The following is an 18,317-nucleotide window of genomic DNA, read 5'->3' as shown; positions in this document are numbered from 1 at the left end:
CCCGACACCCCCATCATCACCACCGACGCCCGCCACCGCGGCGACGCCAAGAGCGCCCTCATCACCCTCGTCGAACACGCCCTCATGGCACGACTGCGGTAACGCCGTCCCCGACGCGCCGAAGGCCGCGTTCCCCCGCCCGGGGGACGCGGCCTTCGGCGTGGCGCGTGCCTCCCGGGCCGGACGGCACGCGAAAGGGCCGGGTCCCGGTGGTCACCGGGGCCCGGCCCTTCGTCGTACGGGGTCCGTACGGCCCGTGAACGGGTCCGTACGGGTCAGCGCCAGCTGTGCGGGGCGCGGAAGCCGTGCTCGCGCTCCAGACGGCGCCAGCCGGCCGCGGTGCGGTCGCGGTGGCCCTCGGCGGGGGTCTCGTCGGTGCGGGCGGCGGCGCGGGCGAGCAGCACCGCGGTGATCGCGGCGAGCTCCTCGGGGTCGGCTTGGCCCTTCTCGACACGGAGAAGGTTGGCAGGGGTGCTCACGTGGATGACTCCTCCTACTGAGGCGGGTTGCCGTGCTTGCGGGACGGCAGGTCGGCGTGCTTGGTCCGCAGCATCGAGAGGGACCTGATGAGCACCTGGCGGGTGTCGGCCGGGTCGATGACGTCGTCGACGAGGCCGCGTTCCGCCGCGTAGTACGGGTGCATCAGCTCGGCCTTGTACTCCTTGACCATGCGCATCCGCATGGCCTCGGAGTCCTCCGCCTCGGCGATCTGCTTGCGGAAGATCACGTTGGCGGCGCCCTCGGCGCCCATGACCGCGATTTCGTTGGTGGGCCAGGCGTACGTCAGGTCGGCCCCGATGGACTGGGAGTCCATGACGATGTAAGCACCGCCGTACGCCTTCCGCAGGATCAGCGAGATCCGGGGCACGGTCGCGTTGCAGTACGCGTAGAGCAGTTTCGCGCCGTGCCGGATGATTCCACCGTGCTCCTGGTCGACTCCGGGAAGGAAGCCGGGTACGTCCAGAAGGGTGATGATCGGGATGTTGAACGCATCGCACATCTGTACGAAGCGGGCCGCCTTCTCGGAGGCCTCGATGTCCAGGACTCCGGCCAGGGTCTGCGGCTGGTTGGCGACGATGCCGACGACCTGCCCGTCGAGGCGGGCGAGGGCGCAGATGATGTTGCGGGCCCAGCGCTCGTGGATCTCCAGGTAGTCGCCGTCGTCGACGAGCTCCTCGATGACCTTGTGCATGTCGTACGGGCGGTTGCCGTCGGCGGGCACCAGGTCGAGGAGGACCTCGGAGCGGCGGTCGGCCGGGTCCTCGCTGGGGACGGCCGGGGGGTTCTCGCGGTTGTTCTGGGGCAGCATCGACAGGAGGTAGCGGACCTCCGCGATGCAGGTCTCCTCGTCGTCGTAGGCGAAGTGGGAGACGCCGGAGACGCCCGCGTGGACGTCGGCGCCGCCGAGCCCGTTCTGGGTGATCTCCTCGCCGGTGACCGCCTTGACGACGTCGGGTCCGGTGATGAACATCTGCGAGGTCTCGCGGACCATGAACACGAAGTCCGTGAGCGCCGGGCTGTAGGCCGCGCCACCGGCGCAGGGGCCGAGCATCACGGAGATCTGGGGGATGACGCCGGAGGCGCGGGTGTTGCGCTGGAAGATGCCGCCGTACCCGGCGAGGGCGGAGACGCCCTCCTGGATGCGGGCGCCCGCGCCGTCGTTCAGGGAGACCAGCGGGGCACCGGCCGCGATGGCCATGTCCATGATCTTGTGGATCTTCGTGGCGTGCGCCTCGCCGAGGGCGCCGCCGAAGATGCGGAAGTCGTGCGCGTAGACGAAGACGGTCCGGCCCTCGACCGTGCCCCAGCCGGTGATGACACCGTCGGTGTACGGCTTCCTGGCCTCCAGGCCGAAGCCCTGCGCGCGGTGCCTGCGCAGCTGCTCGACCTCGTTGAAGGAACCCGGGTCGACGAGCAGCTCGATGCGCTCGCGAGCGGTCAGCTTGCCCTTCGCGTGCTGCGCCTCGGTCGCTCGCTCGCTCGGCCCCGCGAGTGCCTGCTCGCGCAGGACACGCAGTTCGGCCACACGGCCTCGGGCGTCGACGGGCTCGCTCGGGATCTGGTCCACAACGGTCATGTCTCGACCCTACGAAGCCGGACAAGAAATCTCCGCCGTCGAGTCCGTACAGTCTCGCGTGTCGAATCCTGGTGGGGCTGGACAGAACTACCCCGTTCCCGGTCCGAGTCAACAGTCGGGCACCCCCCGCTTTTGTAGGGTCCCCATAATCGGCTGGTGGAGCGGGGTGCGACTGCGGGTGGTGCCCCGCGCACCCGGCGTGATCCGTCGGGGGGTGCGCGGGGCGGGGTCGGGGGCCCGTCAGGGGCCGGTCAGCCGCCGCAGTGGAGGCGGGCGTTCCCCCAGTCCGCGTGGTCGTTTCCGTTGCCGTCGCCGCCGTCGTCGACCACCAGGTCCACGTAGGAGGCTCCGGTGACGTCGGCGGTGAGGGGCCAGGCCGGGTCCGTGGCCCGCAGGACCGGGGACTTCGCCTTCTGCGTACCGTCCGCGAGGACCGTGAACCGGACGCTGCCCCGGCTGGTCTGGACGTCGTCGACGCCGACCTCGGCGGTGAGGGAGGTGCATCGGCCGCCCAGATAGTAGCGGACCGTGGCGGGGGCGTGGCTGCCCAGGCCCTTGGCGTAGGCCACTCCCCCGATCCGCAGCGGGGAGCCGTCGCCGGTGCCGGTCTCGCCGTTGGAGAGGTCGCGTTCGACGGGGCCCCAGCCGTTGGTGGCGGAGGTCCAGTCGTGGTCGCTGGCCCAGGTGTCGGTGGTGGGCGGCGGGGGCAGGGTGCGGACGGTGGTGGCGGCGGTGAGCGCGCGCCCGTCCCCGTCGAGGGCGTAGGCGAGGGAGACGGTCAGCGGGTAGGGCCGGTAGGCGGCGTCCACGGGCGGGGTCACCTGCCAGGTCGCGGTGGTCTTCGCGCCGGCCGGGACGGTGCCGAGGGCGACCGGTGCGGCCGGTTCGGCGGTCCACCCGGCGGGCAGGGCGAGGGTCGCGGTGGCGTCGGCGACGGCGCCCGTCTCGTCGTTGCCGAAGGTGGCGGTGATCCGGTTCGGGCGGCCGGGCTCCAGGGTCTCGGGCGCGGTGACGGTGAGCGTGCCGCAGGCGGCGCGTTCGGGGGCCGGTCCGAGGTCGGTGACGGTGAAGTCGTCGAGGACGAAGTCGGCGCCGTCGGGTGCGTCGGTCCGCTTGCGCAGACCGGTCCAGGTGTCGCCGCAGCCCGCGGTGACGGTCTCGGAGAACCGCGCGTCGGTGCGCTGCTGTCCGAGCGGGGTGCGGCGGGTCTCGACCGGGGTGCCGTCGGCGCGGTCGTAGCCGGTGATCCACTCGTAGGCGCCCGCGTGGCTGGACTGGTAGGCGTACTCGACGCGGTACCGGTGGCCGTCCTTCATGGGCACGGTCCAGGGGGCGGTGCGGTAGACGAGTCCGCTGTTCTCGTCGTGGGACTTGAGGCTCTCGGCGCCGCCGAGGACGTCGTCGGTCGGCTTTCCGTTCCAGCCCGCCTGGGTGTACGGGGCGTTGAGCTGGGCGATGTGGGTGCGCGGGTCGGTGGTGCCGCCGGAGTCGCCCTTGAGGAAGGGGCCCCAGCCCTGGTCGACGGCCTCGAAGTCCTCGTACACGAGGGTTCCGGGCTTGGTGGCGGGGTCGTTGGCGACGATCCGGACGTCGTCGACGCGGACGGTGGCGGCGCTGCCGCCCGCGGCCTCGATCCGCAGCGGGGTGCTGCCTCCCCTGGGCGCGGTGAAGGTGACCTTGGCGCGCTGGAAGCGGGTGCCGTTCCAGTCGGAGGCGGCGACCCGGTCCTGGAGCGCGGAGCGTTCGACGGTGACGGAGCGACCGCCGACGGAGAGCGTGGTGGGGCGGGTGGCGCCGGGGGCGACCTCGATCAGGGCCGAGGCGGTGTAGCGGGCGCCGGGGGTGAGGCGGGTGATCCGCTGGCCGACGGACGCGGCGGCGGGGCCGGAGAGCTTCGCGCTGTTGCGGCCCTTGGCGTCGGTGTCGCGGGTGACGGTGCCGGTCCTGGTCCAGTCGGTGAGCCGGGCGTCGTTGAAGCCGGGGTCCTCGACCGGGGTGCCCTGGCCCCAGCGGGGCGCGGGCTGCGCCGGGGCGCGGTCCGGGTAGAGGACGTAGGGCTGTCCGGCGACGGCGTCGAGGGTGATCTTCCCGGCGACGGGCCGGACGGTGCCGGTCTTCACGCGCCCGTTGTCGGTGAGCCTGTGGACCGTGTAGGAGCGGGGGCCCTCGGGGACGGACCAGCTGGTCGTGCCCCCGGCCTTGTTGTAGTGGTAGAACTTCTCGCCGTCGTCCCAGGGGAGCAGGTAGGCGTCGCCGTCGAGGACCTTGCGGCCGTGGTCGTAGAAGGTGCGACGGCCGTCCTCGACGGTGCCGCGCACCCCTCCGGTGAAGGTGATGTCGTCGCCGTTCCAGCGGGTGATCTTCTGCTGCTGGAGGTACTTGGCGGGCAGGTTGCGCTGCCAGATGTTGGCGGTGAAGGCGTTCCAGTCGGTCTCGCCGGTCCAGCCCTCGAAGTCGACGAGGGCGGTCTGGCCGAGGACCGGGTGGTTGTTCCAGACGTCCTTCTCGCCGTTGCGGATGAAGCGGACGATCTGCGAGTTGAGGCCCTTGTTGGTGGCGCCGCCGTAGTCGAGGTCGTTGGCCCAGTGGGACCAGAGGGAGGCCCGTTCGAACTTCTCGGACCACTCGGTGGCGATGTTCCAGCCCTGTGCCTGGACGGCCCGCGCGGTCTCGTCCGCGATCCAGCCATGAGTGTAGTAGACATCTATATAGAGGGTGGAGAGGTTGCGGTCGGTCTCGTCGCGCAGTTGCTGGAAGCGGCGGGCGAGGTCGCCGCTGTTGAGGTCGCGGCGCTGGTCGATGTAGTAGCTCTGGTTGAGCCAGTTCCAGCCGGGTTTGGTCTTGTCGACGAGGGTCTCGCTGAAGTTCTTCGCCTCGGGGTACGACTCGGTGGCGTTGACGTGGACGCCGAAGTCCGCGCCCCACTCGCGGCCCCGCTTGAGGAGGGTGTTGAGGTCCTTCAGGCCACCGGCGCGCTTGTTGTAGTTGCCGCCGTAGTCCGGGTGGGCGGAGTCGTGGCCCTCGGAGCCGTACCCCTTGAGCAGGGCGAACTGGCCGAGGCCGTCGGTGGCGAGCGAGATCCGCTTGACGTCGTCGAGGGTGCGCAGGAAGGGGTGGGTGGCCTGCGAGGCGAAGTTGAACGGGATGTGGGCGACGACCCGCTCCGGGGTCCGGTCGCTGCCGGGGGCCTTGGTGCCGATGGTGCGGAAGGCGACGGCGCCGTCCTGCCAGTCGGTGGCGCCGTCGCCGTTGGCGTCGGGGGTGACGACGACCTTCGCCCAGGGCAGGGCGTCGCCGGTCGCGGGCTTCGGGGCGCCTTCGCCCCGGTAGGTCCACTGGCCGGACCAGACGCCGACGCGGGTCTCGGCGCCCGCCTTGCGGGCCTGGTGCCAGAAGCGGGCGCCGTCGCGGGCGGAGGCCCCGGTGGGCTTGTCGTAGCTGGAGTTGGACTCGACGGCGGCGGCGAGGCGGCCGGTGCTGACGATCGCGTAGCTCGCGCCGACCGGGGCGGCGTCGGCGGCGGTCCCCTCGGTGACCTGGGCGAAGACGTCGGCGGTACGGGTGGAGTCGGGGTCGAGCCGGGTGAAGGCGGTCGCCGCCCCGGCGTCCGAGGAGCCCACGGAGACCAGGTCGTGGCCGGGTATGTCGAGGGTGCCGACCCGGAAGGCCTCGGTGTCGCGGACGGCGGTGACCTTGAAGGTGGTGGTCCGCCCCTCGACGCTCAGGCGCGCGTCGATCTCGACGCCCGGCAGCTCGGGGAAGGTCAGGGTGTACGTGGCGGAGGAGGCCCTCAGGACGGGGGCGGCCTCGGCCCGGACCTCGCGGGCGACGCCGTTGAGGACGACCCGGGTCACCGGGGCCGTACTGCCGAGGAGCCGGGCGCCGGTCGCGCGGTCGGTGTACGACAGGACGCGGGGGAAGTCCTCGGCGACGGCGACGGAGAGCCGGGACGAGGTGAGGACGGGGCCGGTCGCCGTGACGGCCCCGACGGCCGGGACCGGGCTGGCCGGGCCCTCCGCGAGGGCGGGCCCGGCCAGGGCGAACACGGCGGAGGAGGCGGTGGCGAGCGCACAGGCCGCACGGACTCTTCGCGAGTGGGGGAGGGACATGCGCTCTAGTTGGCCCCGCCCGCGCGGCACCGTCAACGAGATGGTGCCGCGCGGGGGCCGCCAGTCCAAGCATCCCCGTCGGTTAGTCCAAGTGGCTTCCGGAGGAGGCGACTCGGGGCGGAGCGGGTCAGCAGCCGCCGCAGTTGTAGAAGGTCACGTCCCAGTGGTTGCCCTCGTCGGCGTAGACGTTGCCCGCGCCGGACTTCCACTGCGGGGCTCCGTCGGCGCGCACCCCGATGTAGCTGAAGGTGTTCTTCACGTAGTTGGTGACGCAGGTGGCCTTGCCGAAGTCGAGCTTGTAGCCGTTCCAGTGGGAGTACGTGCCGCTGGCGTGGCCCGTCTCGGTGCCGCCGGTGATGTTGAGGGCGCAGCCGCTGGCGCTCCTGAGGGTCTGGGCGCCCTGGGCGGTGGCCAGGTTGAGCTGGTCGAAGGACGTACAGGTGGCGACGTTCCGGTTGGAGCAGTTGCCCGACGAGGACCAGGTGATCCCCGAGGAGCTGAACATCGAGGTCGCTGTGGCGTGACCGATCTTGTCGGCCGCGTGGGCCTCGCCCGTGGCGGCGAGGACGCCGACGCCGGGGGCGAAGAGCGCGCCGAGGACGAGGCCGAGGGCGGTGAGGACGGAGCGGAGCTTCATCGGGATGTGCCTCCTGCTGGTGACCGTGACGGCTGGGGACGGCGGTGCAGGTGGTGCCGGGGACCCCGCCGGGCGGGGGCCGCAGGGAGATGGTGCCGCAGCTCTACGCGCGTCCGGAAGGGGTCCCGGGCACCCCCTTTCGGGTGAACCGCGTCCCGGGATGTTGAAAGTTGAACGGGATGGGGTTACAGTCATTCTCGTTGAAGGTTCAACAAGCGCCGATCCGATCGGCACCGGAATCCCGATCAAGGAGCAGTCAGTCATGGGTCTCTTCAACCGCAAGAGCAACGAGTCCACCGCCACCGCCATCCTCCCCGTGGACCCGGCGCTCACCGCCCTGACCGGCGACTACACGATCGACCCGGCGCACAGCAGCATCGGCTTCACCGTCCGGCACGCGATGGTCACCAACGTCCGCGGCACCTTCGCCGAGCACGAGGGTTCGCTGAAGCTGGACGGCTCTGACCCCGGCGCCTCCACCGCCTCGATCGACGTGCGGATCGCCTCCGTCGACACCGGCATCGGAGACCGCGACGGCCACCTGCGCGGCGGCGACTTCTTCGACGCCGAGCAGTTCCCGCTGATGACCTTCCGCTCGACGACCGCCGAGCAGCTCGGCGGCGACAAGTACCGGATCACCGGCGACCTGACGATCAAGGACGTCACCAAGCCGCTCTCCATCGACCTGGAGTTCAACGGCTCCGCCACCGACGTCTACGGCAACGAGCGCGTCGGCTTCGAGGGATCCGCCGAGATCCTGCGCTCCGCCTGGGGCCTGACGTGGAACGCGGCCCTGGAGACCGGCGGCGTGATGGTCAGCGACAAGGTCAAGCTGAACTTCGACATCTCCGCGATCAAGAACGGCGGCTGAGCGGGGGCTTCGGCGCCGGACCGGACGCGGTTGCCCTGGCCGGACCTGACCTGACCTGACCTGACCTGACCGGATCTGGTCGTCCCCGGTCGCGCTGGCCGTCCTGGTGATCCCGGCCGGACCCGGTTGTCCCAGCCGGACCGGACCCGGTCGTCCTGGTGGTCCCAGCCTGACCGGACCCCGGTCGTCCCGTTGTCCCAGCAGGGCCGGACCGGTCGTCCTGGTGATCCCGGTCGGATTCCGACCGGCCCCGATCGTCTCGATCGGACACCGGCACCTCGGTCCCCCGATGACCCCGATGCCCCCGGTCGTCTCACCCGGCCCCGGTCGGACCCGGTCGTCTCGGCCGACCCCCGCCGTCTCGGCGGGACCCGTCGCCGATTCACCGTACGAGCGCGCCCGCCCTCCGCAGCAGCGGAAGGCGGGCGCTCGGCGTTTCCCGGAGAGGCTGGGGGGCTGGGGCTGGGGCCGGGGGCTCTGGTCTGGTCTGGTCTGGTCTGGTCTGGTCTGGTCTGGTCTGGTCTGGTCTGGTCTGGTCTGGTCTGGTCTGGTCTGGTCTGGTGGGAGGTTGTCAGGGTCGGCAGCCTCTGGGCTGTCCGGGAGGGCGGCTTCTGAGCGGGGCTGGCCCCAAGGGGTTGCGCTCCCGGGGCACCTCTGGGGGGCGCCTCCGGGAAGGGGCCTCCGGGAGACACCCCCTGGGAGGGCACCCCCCAGGGGCGCCGCCAGGGGGCACGCCACCGGGGGGGGACCCGCCTCCAGGGGCGCTCCCGGGAAGGCGTCCACCGGGGCTCGCCCCGGGGCGGCCCCCTCCCGTCAGTCCCGGGTGGCCGCCGCCGTGGCGACCGCCCTGACCAGCCGGGTGTTCTCGGGGGCGCCGGGCCCCCCGGCGAAGGCGAAGCGGCGCCGGGTGTAGCTGTACGCGAGACCGGACGCCGGGTCCGCGAACGCCTGCGAGCCGGGCGCGCCGCTGTGGCCGACGGCGGTGGGGCCCAGTTCCGGGTAGCGCGAGGCCAGCGGGACGAACCCGAGACCGAAGACGTTGTCGTTGCCCGTCACCAGATCCGTACCGGAGGAGTGGACCCGGGCGAACTCGGCCAGGACGTCCGGCTTCAGGAGCGGGCCGCGCCCGTCCAGCTCACCGGCGACCGCCGCGTACATCCGGGACAGACCGCGCGCGGAGCCGACACCCCCGCCCGAGAGCGGTCCCAGCTCGCGGACCCTACGGGAGTTCCCGTAGGCGACGATGTCGAACGACGGATCGGCCCGGAGGTTGAACGCGAGGGCCGTCAGGCTGTCCGGGTCGATCGGGTGCTCCGCGAGGAACGCCTGCTCGACGGGGGTGGGCAGGGCGGGCAGGACCGTACGGAAGCGGGGTTCGAGCGCCTCGGGCAGCCCCAGGTAGTAGTCCAGGGCGTACGGCGCCCGGACGCGCTCCTCGAACAGGTCCCGCAGGGTCCGTCCGGTGGCCCGCAGGACCACCTCGCCGACGAGGGCGCCGATCACGAGGGCGTGGTAGCCGTGGCCCGTGCCCGGCTCCCAGGCGGGCCGTCGGCCGGCGAGGCGCGCGGCGATCAGCCGGTCGTCGGCCAGTTCACCGAGGGTGAGGCCCTCCTCGGCTCCGATCACGCCGGACCGGTGGGCGAGCAACTGGCGCAGGGTCAGCGCCTCCTTGCCCCCGGCGGCGAACTCCGGCCACCAGGAGGCGACCTCGCGGTCGAGTTCGAGCGTGCCGTCCTGGACGAGGAGCGCGGTGACCAGGGCCATCGCACCCTTGGAGGAGGAGTAGAGCGCGAGGAGCGAGTCACCGTCCACCCCGTCCCCGCCCCAGAGGTCCACCACCAGGCGGCCCCGGTGGTGGACGGCGAGCTGGGCGCCGCCGTCCCGTGCCTCGTCCGCCACGACCGTGGCGAACTCCTCCCGTACGGACTCGAATCCGGGCTCGACCGTGCCGTGGACGTCGGTCATCACACTGCTCCCCTGTACGTCGTCGTCTGCGCGTCGCCTGTGAGGGGTGGAACGATCAAGGGCGGTCGCCTCTTCCCGGATCGGCGTCCCGGAATCGTCCCGGGTCGCCCGGCAGACCGGGCGACCCGGGCTGGACGAGGACGTATCCGCAGGTCAGTGGCGTTGCCAGCGGTATCGTCAGTGGCGTCACCAGCGGCGTTGTCAGTGGCGTTGTCAGTGGCGGGGGTTAGCGTCGGCGACATGGAATTCCGTATCGACAGCAGTGTGTTGACCGACGCCGTGGCCTGGGCCGCGCGCGTCCTCCCGGCCCGTTCTCCCCTGCCCGTGCTCGGCGGGCTGCTCCTGGAGGCGGCGGACGGACGGCTGCGGGTCTCGGGCCTCGACCACGAGGCCTCGGCCCGGATCGAGGTGGCGGCCGACACCGACGTCGAGGGGCGGGCCCTGGTCCTCGGGCGGCGGCTGCTCGACATCTGCAAGGTGCTCCCCCGGGGGCGGGCGGAGCTGGCCGTGGAGGGCTCGCGGCTCTCCGTGACGTCCGGCGACGCCCGCTTCGGGCTCTCCCTGCTGCCGCTGGAGGACCATCCCGCCCCGCCCGCGCTGCCCGAGGTGCGCGGTACGGTCGACGGCGACGCCTTCGCCGCCGCTGTCGGCCAGGTCGCGGTGGCGGCGGGCCGGGACGACTCGCTGCCGGTCCTGACCGGAATACGGCTCGCGCTGGACGGCCCGGTCATGACGCTGGCCGCCACCGACCGCTACCGGTACGCCGTCCGCACCCTGGAGTGGCGGCCGGGACCCGGCGCGCCCGCCGCCGGGACCGATGTGGTCGTCCCGGCCCGACGGCTGACCGAGATCGCCCGTTCCCTCGCGGGCGGCGGCCCCGCGAGGCTGGCCCTCGACGACGGCTCGATCGGCTTCGAGAGCGCCGGGCTGCGCACCACCACCCGGCTGCTCGACGGACGGCTGCCCCGCCACGACAAGCTCTTCGCCCTGGACGGCCCCGCCCTCGCCACCACCGGACGGGTCCCGCTCACCGAGGCGGTCAAGAGGGTCGCGGTCGTCGCCGAGGGCGACAGCCCGGTCCAGCTGACCTTCACCCCCACGTCGGTCGCGCTCCGGGCGGGCTACGAGGACGACGTGGCCTCCCAGCGGCTCCCGGCCGTCTTCACCGGCCACGACGACCTGACGGTGGCCTTCAACCCGGGCTATCTGCTGGACGCCCTGACCACCCTGGACGCCGAGGAGGTCCACTTCCACCTCCTGGGCCCCGGCCAGCGGGCCCTCCTCACCGACGGCCCGACCCCCACCCACCGCCACCTCCTGATGTCGGTGAAACCGCTGATCTAGCCGCGCCCGAACCGCTGGGCCGTCTCTTACCGGCCCGACCGGGAAGGCCCGGGAGGGCCGGTCTAGAACCCGCCCCCGCCGTCGAAGCCGCCGCCCCCGCCGAAATCGCCGCCTCCGAAGCCGTCGCCGCCCCCGCCGAAGTCGTCGCCGCCGAAGTCGGACGGGGAGAAGTCGCCGCCCGAGAAGTCGCCGCCCTGGAAGTCCGCGCCGCCGTACTCGGCGGCGTAGGCCGGGGTGGCGAGCATCGAGCCGAGGAGGGTGCCGGTCAGGAGGACGGGGAGGACACCGCCGCCGAAGTAGCCGCCCGCCCAGGGGCCGTACGCCGGGCCCGCCTCCCAGTAGGGGCGACGGCCGCCGTCCGTCTCGACCTCGCGGGCCAGCGGGGCGCGGCCGTCGTCGAGGCGGGCCGCGTCGGCGGCGCAGACGGGGACCTCGCGGGCGGCCCCGCCGGACGGGGTCCAGGCCCGGTCCGCCACGGAGGGGCCGTGGCGGGGGTCGAAGAAGCAGGGGGCGCGGCGCTCGGGCGGCGGCCGGTGCTCGCGGCGGGCGGCGAGGACGGCGAGGGAGTAGCGGCCGTCCTCCAGTGCCTGGGTGACGCCCCGGACGTCGTGCGGCCGGGCGGCGGCGGCCATCAGGGACTTCGCCCGGTCGTAGGAGTCGAGGGCGCGTTCGTAGTCGCCGCGCATGGCGTCGTCGGCACCGGCTTCGACGGGGTGGAAGTCGAGCCGTTCCAGTTCCTCGCCGAAGGCGGTGATGTCCTCGTCGACGACGACACGGAGCTTGTCGAGGGCGGCCCGCCGCTCGGCCTCCTCGCGCAGCCGTCGGCGGCGGAGGACCGCGTAGGCGCCCGCGCCGCCCGCGACGACGGCTCCGCCGAGGACGGCGAGCCCGGCGACCGGCGCCCCGGAGTCCCCGCCGGAGCCGGTGGCGCCCCAGCCCTCGGGGGCCGAGCCGCGCATCGCGGGCAGGGCCTGGGTGACGAAGTCGTCGAGTTCGGCGGCCGTGCCGACGCCGGGGGCGCGCACGGCGGTGACGAGGTTCCGTACCGCCCTCGGGGCGAGGACGGAGGCGTCGGCGCCCGCGTCGAAGCCGGTGCCGAGACGGACGGCGTACAGGCCGGTGATCCCGGTCCGGGTCCGCAGGTTCGCGAGGAGGCCGTCCGCCGGGAACCGCGCGTCCGCCGGGAGGACCGCCACGAACAGCGGCTTGTCCGCGTCCTTGATCTTCTTCGCCAGGGCGTCGGCGTCGGCCTTCGACAGCTGGCCGGCGGCGCCCGGATCGACGTACACCGGGCCCCGCTTCAGCGCGGCGGCCACGTCGGGGACGCCCGTGGTCCCGGCCCCCGCGACGGGAGCCAGGACCAGGAGCAGCAGCAGGGTCAGCCCCGCGAGGGCCGACGGTACGGTGAGCGGCCTGGTCCTCATGGTTCGACGCTACCCGAACAGCATCGAACAGGACATGGCGGACGTCCCGCCCTCCTCCGCCGTCACCTCTCCCCTGTCACCTCTCCGCCGTCGCTCCTCCCCCGTCGTTCCTCACCCGTCTACTCGGCCGGATCGATCCCCGCCCGGAGCAGCCCGTAGGTGAAGGCGTCCTCCAGGGCCTGCCAGGAGGCGGCGATCACGTTCTCGGCGACGCCGACCGTGGACCACTCGGTGTTGCCGTCGCTGGTGGTGACCAGGACCCGGGTGGTGGACTCGGTGCCGTGGCGGCCCTCCAGGATGCGGACCTTGTAGTCGGTCAGCTCGAACTTGGCAAGCTGCGGGTAGATCCGCTCCAGGGCGACCCGCATCGCCCGGTCGAGGGCGTTGACCGGGCCGTTGCCCTCGGCGGTGGCGACGATCCGCTCGCCCTTGGCCCAGAGCTTCACGGTGGCCTCGTTGGCGTGGGTGCCGTCGGGGCGGTTCTCGACGATCGCGCGCCAGGACTCCGTACGGAAGTAGCGGCGGGCGCGGCCCTCGGCCTCCGCGCGCAGGAGCAGCTCGAAGGAGGCGTCGGCCGCCTCGTACGTGTAGCCCTTGAGTTCGCGTTCCTTGACCCGTGCGACGACCCGGCCGACGAGCTCGCGGTCGTCGCCGAGGTCGACGCCGAGTTCCTTGCCCTTGAGCTCGATGGAGGCGCGGCCCGCCATGTCGGAGACCAGCATCCGCATGGTGTTGCCGACCCGCTCGGGGTCGATGTGCTGGTAGAGGTCGGGGTCGATCTTGATGGCGGAGGCGTGGAGTCCGGCCTTGTGGGCGAAGGCGGAGACGCCGACGTACGGCTGGTGGGTGGAGGGGGTGAGGTTGACGACCTCGGCGATGGCGTGCGAGATCCGGGTCATCTCGGGGAGGGCGCCGTCGGGCAGCACCTTCTTGCCGTACTTGAGTTCGAGGGCGGCGACGACGGGGAACAGGTTGGCGTTGCCGACGCGTTCGCCGTAGCCGTTGGCGGTGCACTGGACGTGGGTGGCCCCGGCGTCGACGGCGGCCAGGGTGTTGGCGACGGCGCAGCCGGTGTCGTCCTGGGCGTGGATGCCGAGGCGGGCGCCGGTGTCGGCGAGGACGGTGGCGACGACGGCCTGGATCTGGGCGGGGAGCATCCCGCCGTTGGTGTCGCAGAGGACGACGACGTCGGCGCCCGCCTCGTGCGCGGCGCGGACGACGGCCTTGGCGTAGTCGGGGTTGGCCTTGTAGCCGTCGAAGAAGTGCTCGCAGTCGACGAAGACGCGGCGGCCCTGGGCGCGCAGGTGGGAGACGGTGTCGCGGACCATCTCCAGGTTCTCTTCGAGGGTGGTGCGCAGGGCCAGTTCGACGTGCCGGTCGTGGGACTTGGCGACGAGGGTGACGACCGGGGCGCCGGAGTCGAGGAGGGCCTTGACCTGGGGGTCCTCGGCGGCTTTGCCGCCCGCCCTGCGGGTGGCTCCGAAGGCGACGAGCTGCGCGTTCTCGAACGCGATCTCCTGCCGGGCGCGGGCGAAGAACTCCGTGTCGCGCGGGTTGGCACCGGGCCAGCCGCCCTCGATGAAGCCGACGCCGAACTCGTCGAGGTGGCGGGCGATGGTCAGCTTGTCCGCGACGGTGAGGTTGATGCCTTCACGCTGCGCCCCGTCGCGCAGCGTCGTGTCGAAGACGTGGAAGCTGTCGTCGAGGGGCGATTCCCCGGCGTTCTCCGTGGTCATGGCTGTGATGGCTCCTGTCGGATGTGGCTCCGGTAGGTCTGGATCCACTTGCCCCCATTCTCACGCGCCGTCCGTTTCCGGCGGGGGTGGGGCCGGAAAACGAAAAAACCCCTCGCGGGTGCGAGAGGTCTGCGCGCGGGTCTGGGGCACGGTGTCCACTGCCGCGGGGGTCGTGCCGCGGTTCAGTGGCCACTGCGGACCGGCGCGCCGCTGCCGATAATCATCGTGGTAGCAAGCACGCCGGAAGTCTGACACAGCCCGCGCCCGGGGGCGACGGCGGTCTCACGATACGGGCAGCTCGTCCCGCTTCCGGCCGGGCTCGGCGGCGTCGGCCTTCCCGACCCGCCCCAGGTCGATGTCCCGGGTCTCCCGCATCGTGAGGTAGACGATCAGCGAGACGGCCGCGCAGCCCGCCACGTACCAGAAGAAGCCCGATTCGAGGCCCGCGTCCTTGAACCAGAGGGCCACGTACTCGGCGGTGCCGCCGAAGAGGGCGTTGGCGACGGCGTACGGCAGGGCGACGCCGAGGGCGCGGATGCCGGTGGGGAACAGTTCGGCCTTCACGCAGGCGTTGATCGAGGTGTAGCCGGTGACGACGACGAGGGCGAGGAGGGAGAGGCCGAGGGCGGGCCAGAAGGAGCCCGCCTGCTTCATGAGGGTCATGATCGGGACGGTGAGGAGGGTGGAGCCGACCGCGAAGGTGATGAGCAGGGGGCGGCGGCCGATCCGGTCGGAGAGCCGTCCGGCGAGCGGCTGGAGGCAGGCGAAGACGGTGAGGGCGCAGAGGGAGACCAGGGTGGCGGTCTGCTTGGGGAGTCCGGCGGAGTTGGAGAGGTACTTGGTGAGGTAGGTGGTGTACGTGTAGTAGGCCACCGTGCCGCCCATGGTGAGGGCGACGACGAGGAAGGCCTCGCGCCGGTGGGCCCAGAGCGCGGTGAGGGTGCCCTTGCGGTCGTCGGCGACGACGTCGTCGGCGGTCTCCGCGTACACCTCGGTCTCCAGCATGGTGCGCCGCAGGTAGAAGACGACGGCCGCGCCGAGGGCGCCGATGACGAAGGGGATGCGCCAGCCCCAGTCGTGCAGGGCCTCGCCGCTCAGGGTGTGCTGGAGGACGAGCAGCAGGCCGAGGCCGAGGATCTGTCCCGCGGTCATCGACACGTACTGGAAGCTGGAGGCGAAGCCCCGGTGGCCGGGGGCGGAGGCTTCGGTGAGGTAGGTGGCGCTGGCGGCGTACTCGCCGCCGACGGAGAGTCCCTGGAGGAGTCGGGCGACCAGGAGGACGGCGGCGCCGCCGTATCCGGCGACGGCGTAGGTGGGGGCGACGGCGATGAGGAGCGCGGAGGCCGACATCAGGGTGACGGTGAGGGTGAGGGCGGTCTTGCGGCCCTTGCGGTCGGCGACCCGGCCGAGGAGCCAGCCGCCGACGGGCCGCATGAAGAAGCCGACGGCGAAGATGCCCGCGGTGTTCATGAGTTTGGCGGTGTCGTCGCCCTCGGGGAAGAACGCTCCCGCGAAGTAGGTGGCGAAGCTCGCGTAGACGAACCAGTCGAACCACTCGACCATGTTGCCCGCGGAACCGACCCAGATCTTCTTCCAGTGCTCTCGTCCCATGGGCAGGAACCGTGCCGGAGGAGGTGAGGGGACAACAAGGGCGCGGTCCGCAACGATCCTGTGTACTTACGTGCCTTGCGGTCGCGCGAGCAGTTCCTGCTCGATGAACTCCCTTACATGGCAGAGGACTTGCTCTCGTCCCGTACCTGGGAGGCCGACGGCGACATGGACGCTGAAGCCGTCGAGGAGGGCCCTCGTACGGGTGGCGAGGCGGTCGGCGTCGACCGGCCGGAACTCGCCGCGCGAGATCCCTTCGGCGAGGAGCGCGACGAGGTCGCGGTGCCAGGCCCCCTCGATGGCCGCCTGGCGCGCGCGGGCGTCGGCGTCGGCGTTCTGCGAGCGGTTCCAGACCTCCAGCCAGAGGGTCCAGTGCGGGTCGCGCGGGCCCTTGGGCACGTACACGTCGACATAGCCGTCGAGCCGCTCGCGGGCGGTTCCCGGCCGGGACAGCAGGGCGCCGCGCTCGGCCCCGAGCCGCCCCTCGCTCCATTCCAGGGTCTGGAGCAGCAGTTCGTCCTTGGTGCGGAAGTAGTAGAGGAGGTGGCCGCTGCTCATCCCGACCCGCCGCCCGAGCCCGGCCATGGTGAGCCCGTCGAGCCCGCGCGCCGCGATGGTGTCCATGGCGGCGGCGAGGACGTCCTCGCGGGGCGGGGCGGCCTGGTTGCGCCTGCGGGAAGGGCTGCTGCTCTGACTCACTCGTACGTTCTACAGGATGGGGGCGACGGGGCCCCGGACCGCTCTCCCGGCCGGGGCGCGGCCCGGCCCGCGCCCGGCGATGCTCCCGGCGGCGCTCCCGTCGCCGTCGCCGGGGTCACGGCTTCGGCTGCTGCTGGGTGATGCAGTGGATGCCGCCGCCGGCCGCGAAGATCGTACGGGCGTCGACGAGGACGATCTCGCGTTCGGGGAAGAGCGCCCGGAAGATCCCGGCGGCGACCTCGTCCTGGGGGTCGTCGAAGGCGCAGAGGATCACGGCGCCGTTGCACAGGTAGTGGTTGATGTACGAGTAGTCGACCCAGTCGCCCTCCTCGTCCTTGAGGACGGTCGGGGCGGGGACCTCGACGACCTCCAGCGGGCGGCCCCGCGCGTCGGTCCGGCCGCGCAGCAGTTCCACGTAGGTGCGGGAGCGCTCGAAGTCGGGGTGGGCGGGGTCCCGCTGGCTGTGCACGAGGACCGTGCCGGGGCGGGCGAAGGCGGCGACGATGTCGACGTGGCCCTGGGTGCCGTACAGGCCGTAGTCGGCGGCGAGGCCGTGCGGGAGCCAGATCGCCTCGGTGGTGCCGAGCCGGGCGTGGATCTCCGCCTCGACCTGTGCGCGGGTCCACTCGGGGTTGCGGCCGGGGCCCAGCTGGACGGTGTCGGTCAGCAGGACGGTGCCCTCGCCGTCGACGTGGATCGCGCCGCCCTCGTTGACCAGGGGGCTGCTGTGGACGGGGACGCCCGCCGCGTCCGCGACCTGGCGGCCGATCTTCGCGTCGTGCTCCCAGCGGGCCCAGTCCTGGGCGCCCCAGCCGTTGAACACCCAGTCGACGGCGGCGAGTCCGGTGCCGTCCGTGACGAAGGTCGGGCCGATGTCCCGCATCCAGGCGTCGTCGAGTTCCCGCTCGACCAGGTCGATCTCCGGGCCGAGGAGCGTACGGGCGCCCTCGGCGTCACCGGGGGCGACGACCATCGTGACCGGTTCGAAGCGGCGGACGGCACGGGCCACCGAGGCCCAGGCCGTACGGGCTCCGGCCAGCTCCTCGGCGTCGGTGAAGGTGGGGTTGGGGCCGGGCCAGGCCATCCAGGTGCGCTCGTGCGGCGTCCACTCGGCGGGCATTCGGTAGGTCATGGTGCGGGTCCTCGGGGGGGGCGGTGGGACGGCGGAAGGGGCCTTCGGGGAAGGCGGGAGGCGGGGCCGAGAGGCCCGGGGGCGTGGGCAGTCGGTGAGGCCCGGGGCCCGGGAGAGGGCCGGGGTCCCTGGGACCCCCGGGCGAGCCGGGGCCTCAGAGGAAATAGAGCCGGTTGAGGGAGACGGAGTCGACCGCCTCGGAGCGGATCGGGGCGCCGTCCAGGGAGACGAGGCCGGTGCGGTCGTCGACCTGGACGTCACCGACACGGGAGTTGAACCGCAGGTCGGCGGGGCCGATGCCCCGGGTGCCGCGCACGGCGACACGGCGTCGGCGGGTCGGCATCAGGTCGGAGCCGAGGTCGACGGCCGCCTGGGCGACGAACGCGACCGAGATGTCGGCGGGGGTGGCGCCGTGGGCGCCGAACTGCGGTCCGAGGACGAGCGGTTCGCAGGTGTCGGTGGCCGCGTTGGGGTCGCCGACGACTCCGAACGCGGGGAAGCCGGACTTCAGCACGAGCTGCGGTTTGGCGCCGAAGAACTGCGGCTTCCACAGCACGATGTCGGCCATCTTGCCGACTTCGATGGAGCCGATCTCGTGGGCGAGTCCATGGGCGATGGCGGGGTTGATGGTGAGTTTGGCGACGTACCGCAGCACGCGCGCGTTGTCGTCGCCCGGCCCGTCGCCCTCCATCGGCCCCAGTTCGGCCTTCATCTT

General features: G+C 72.5%; 13 protein-coding genes and 1 pseudogene. 3 read left to right on the top strand and 11 right to left on the bottom strand.

Annotated elements, in window-relative coordinates; genetic code table 11:
• Positions 1-102, top strand: a pseudogene (locus tag ACFXGN_RS31915) (ATP-binding protein); the annotation flags it as partial.
• Positions 103-275: 173 nt separating this feature from the next.
• Here ACFXGN_RS31915 and ACFXGN_RS31910 read toward each other — a convergent pair.
• From ACFXGN_RS31910 to ACFXGN_RS31895, 4 genes are all read right to left on the bottom strand, one after another.
• Complete coding sequence (locus ACFXGN_RS31910) at positions 276-479, bottom strand: acyl-CoA carboxylase subunit epsilon (RefSeq protein WP_384865792.1); 204 nt, start codon at positions 477-479, stop codon at positions 276-278.
• Positions 480-493: 14 nt separating this feature from the next.
• The gene (locus tag ACFXGN_RS31905; RefSeq protein WP_384865791.1) at positions 494-2,077 is read right to left on the bottom strand and encodes an acyl-CoA carboxylase subunit beta; all 1,584 of its coding nucleotides are present in this window, start codon (positions 2,075-2,077) and stop codon (positions 494-496) included.
• A gap of 251 nt (positions 2,078-2,328) precedes the next feature.
• Positions 2,329-6,186, bottom strand: coding sequence for an endo-alpha-N-acetylgalactosaminidase family protein (locus tag ACFXGN_RS31900; protein WP_384865789.1), 3,858 nt, complete (start codon positions 6,184-6,186; stop codon positions 2,329-2,331).
• 127 nt (positions 6,187-6,313) lie between these two features.
• Positions 6,314-6,823, bottom strand: coding sequence for a hypothetical protein (locus ACFXGN_RS31895; RefSeq protein WP_384865787.1), 510 nt, complete (start codon positions 6,821-6,823; stop codon positions 6,314-6,316).
• Positions 6,824-7,085: 262 nt separating this feature from the next.
• Here ACFXGN_RS31895 and ACFXGN_RS31890 point away from each other — a divergent pair, with 262 nt between their 5' ends.
• The gene (locus ACFXGN_RS31890; RefSeq protein ID WP_384865785.1) at positions 7,086-7,694 is read left to right on the top strand and encodes a YceI family protein; all 609 of its coding nucleotides are present in this window, start codon (positions 7,086-7,088) and stop codon (positions 7,692-7,694) included.
• A gap of 813 nt (positions 7,695-8,507) precedes the next feature.
• On the opposite strand, the gene ACFXGN_RS31885 is transcribed toward ACFXGN_RS31890, so the two are convergent.
• Complete coding sequence (locus tag ACFXGN_RS31885; protein ID WP_384865783.1) at positions 8,508-9,659, bottom strand: serine hydrolase domain-containing protein; 1,152 nt, start codon at positions 9,657-9,659, stop codon at positions 8,508-8,510.
• A 240-nt stretch (positions 9,660-9,899) separates the two neighbouring features.
• On the opposite strand from ACFXGN_RS31885, the gene dnaN reads away from it, so the two are divergent.
• Positions 9,900-11,003, top strand: a complete 1,104-nt coding sequence (gene dnaN / locus ACFXGN_RS31880; RefSeq protein ID WP_384865781.1) for a DNA polymerase III subunit beta — start codon at positions 9,900-9,902, stop codon at positions 11,001-11,003.
• Between the two features lie 62 nt (positions 11,004-11,065).
• Here dnaN and ACFXGN_RS31875 read toward each other — a convergent pair whose 3' ends face one another.
• The 6 genes from ACFXGN_RS31875 to ACFXGN_RS31850 form a co-directional block, all read right to left on the bottom strand.
• On the bottom strand, positions 11,066-12,427 hold the full coding sequence (locus tag ACFXGN_RS31875; protein ID WP_384865779.1) for a hypothetical protein: 1,362 nt from the start codon (positions 12,425-12,427) through the stop codon (positions 11,066-11,068).
• A 119-nt stretch (positions 12,428-12,546) separates the two neighbouring features.
• On the bottom strand, positions 12,547-14,163 hold the full coding sequence (gene cimA, locus ACFXGN_RS31870; RefSeq protein WP_384865777.1) for a citramalate synthase: 1,617 nt from the start codon (positions 14,161-14,163) through the stop codon (positions 12,547-12,549).
• A 282-nt stretch (positions 14,164-14,445) separates the two neighbouring features.
• Positions 14,446-15,774, bottom strand: coding sequence for an MFS transporter (locus ACFXGN_RS31865; protein WP_384865775.1), 1,329 nt, complete (start codon positions 15,772-15,774; stop codon positions 14,446-14,448).
• Positions 15,775-15,840: 66 nt separating this feature from the next.
• The gene (locus ACFXGN_RS31860) at positions 15,841-16,395 is read right to left on the bottom strand and encodes a TetR/AcrR family transcriptional regulator (protein WP_384865794.1); all 555 of its coding nucleotides are present in this window, start codon (positions 16,393-16,395) and stop codon (positions 15,841-15,843) included.
• Positions 16,396-16,585: 190 nt separating this feature from the next.
• Positions 16,586-17,602 (bottom strand): agmatine/peptidylarginine deiminase, encoded by a 1,017-nt coding sequence (locus ACFXGN_RS31855; RefSeq protein WP_384865773.1) that lies wholly within the window; start codon positions 17,600-17,602, stop codon positions 16,586-16,588.
• A gap of 154 nt (positions 17,603-17,756) precedes the next feature.
• The coding region (locus tag ACFXGN_RS31850; RefSeq protein ID WP_384865771.1) for an amidohydrolase family protein at positions 17,757-18,317 on the bottom strand (561 nt) is incomplete at its 5' end.

It is taken from the genome of Streptomyces sp. NPDC059247, from assembly GCF_042754005.1.
Taxonomy (GTDB): domain Bacteria; phylum Actinomycetota; class Actinomycetes; order Streptomycetales; family Streptomycetaceae; genus Streptomyces.
Note: the sequence above shows the minus strand (reverse complement) of the source record. Positions and strands in the feature narration are given on the sequence as shown.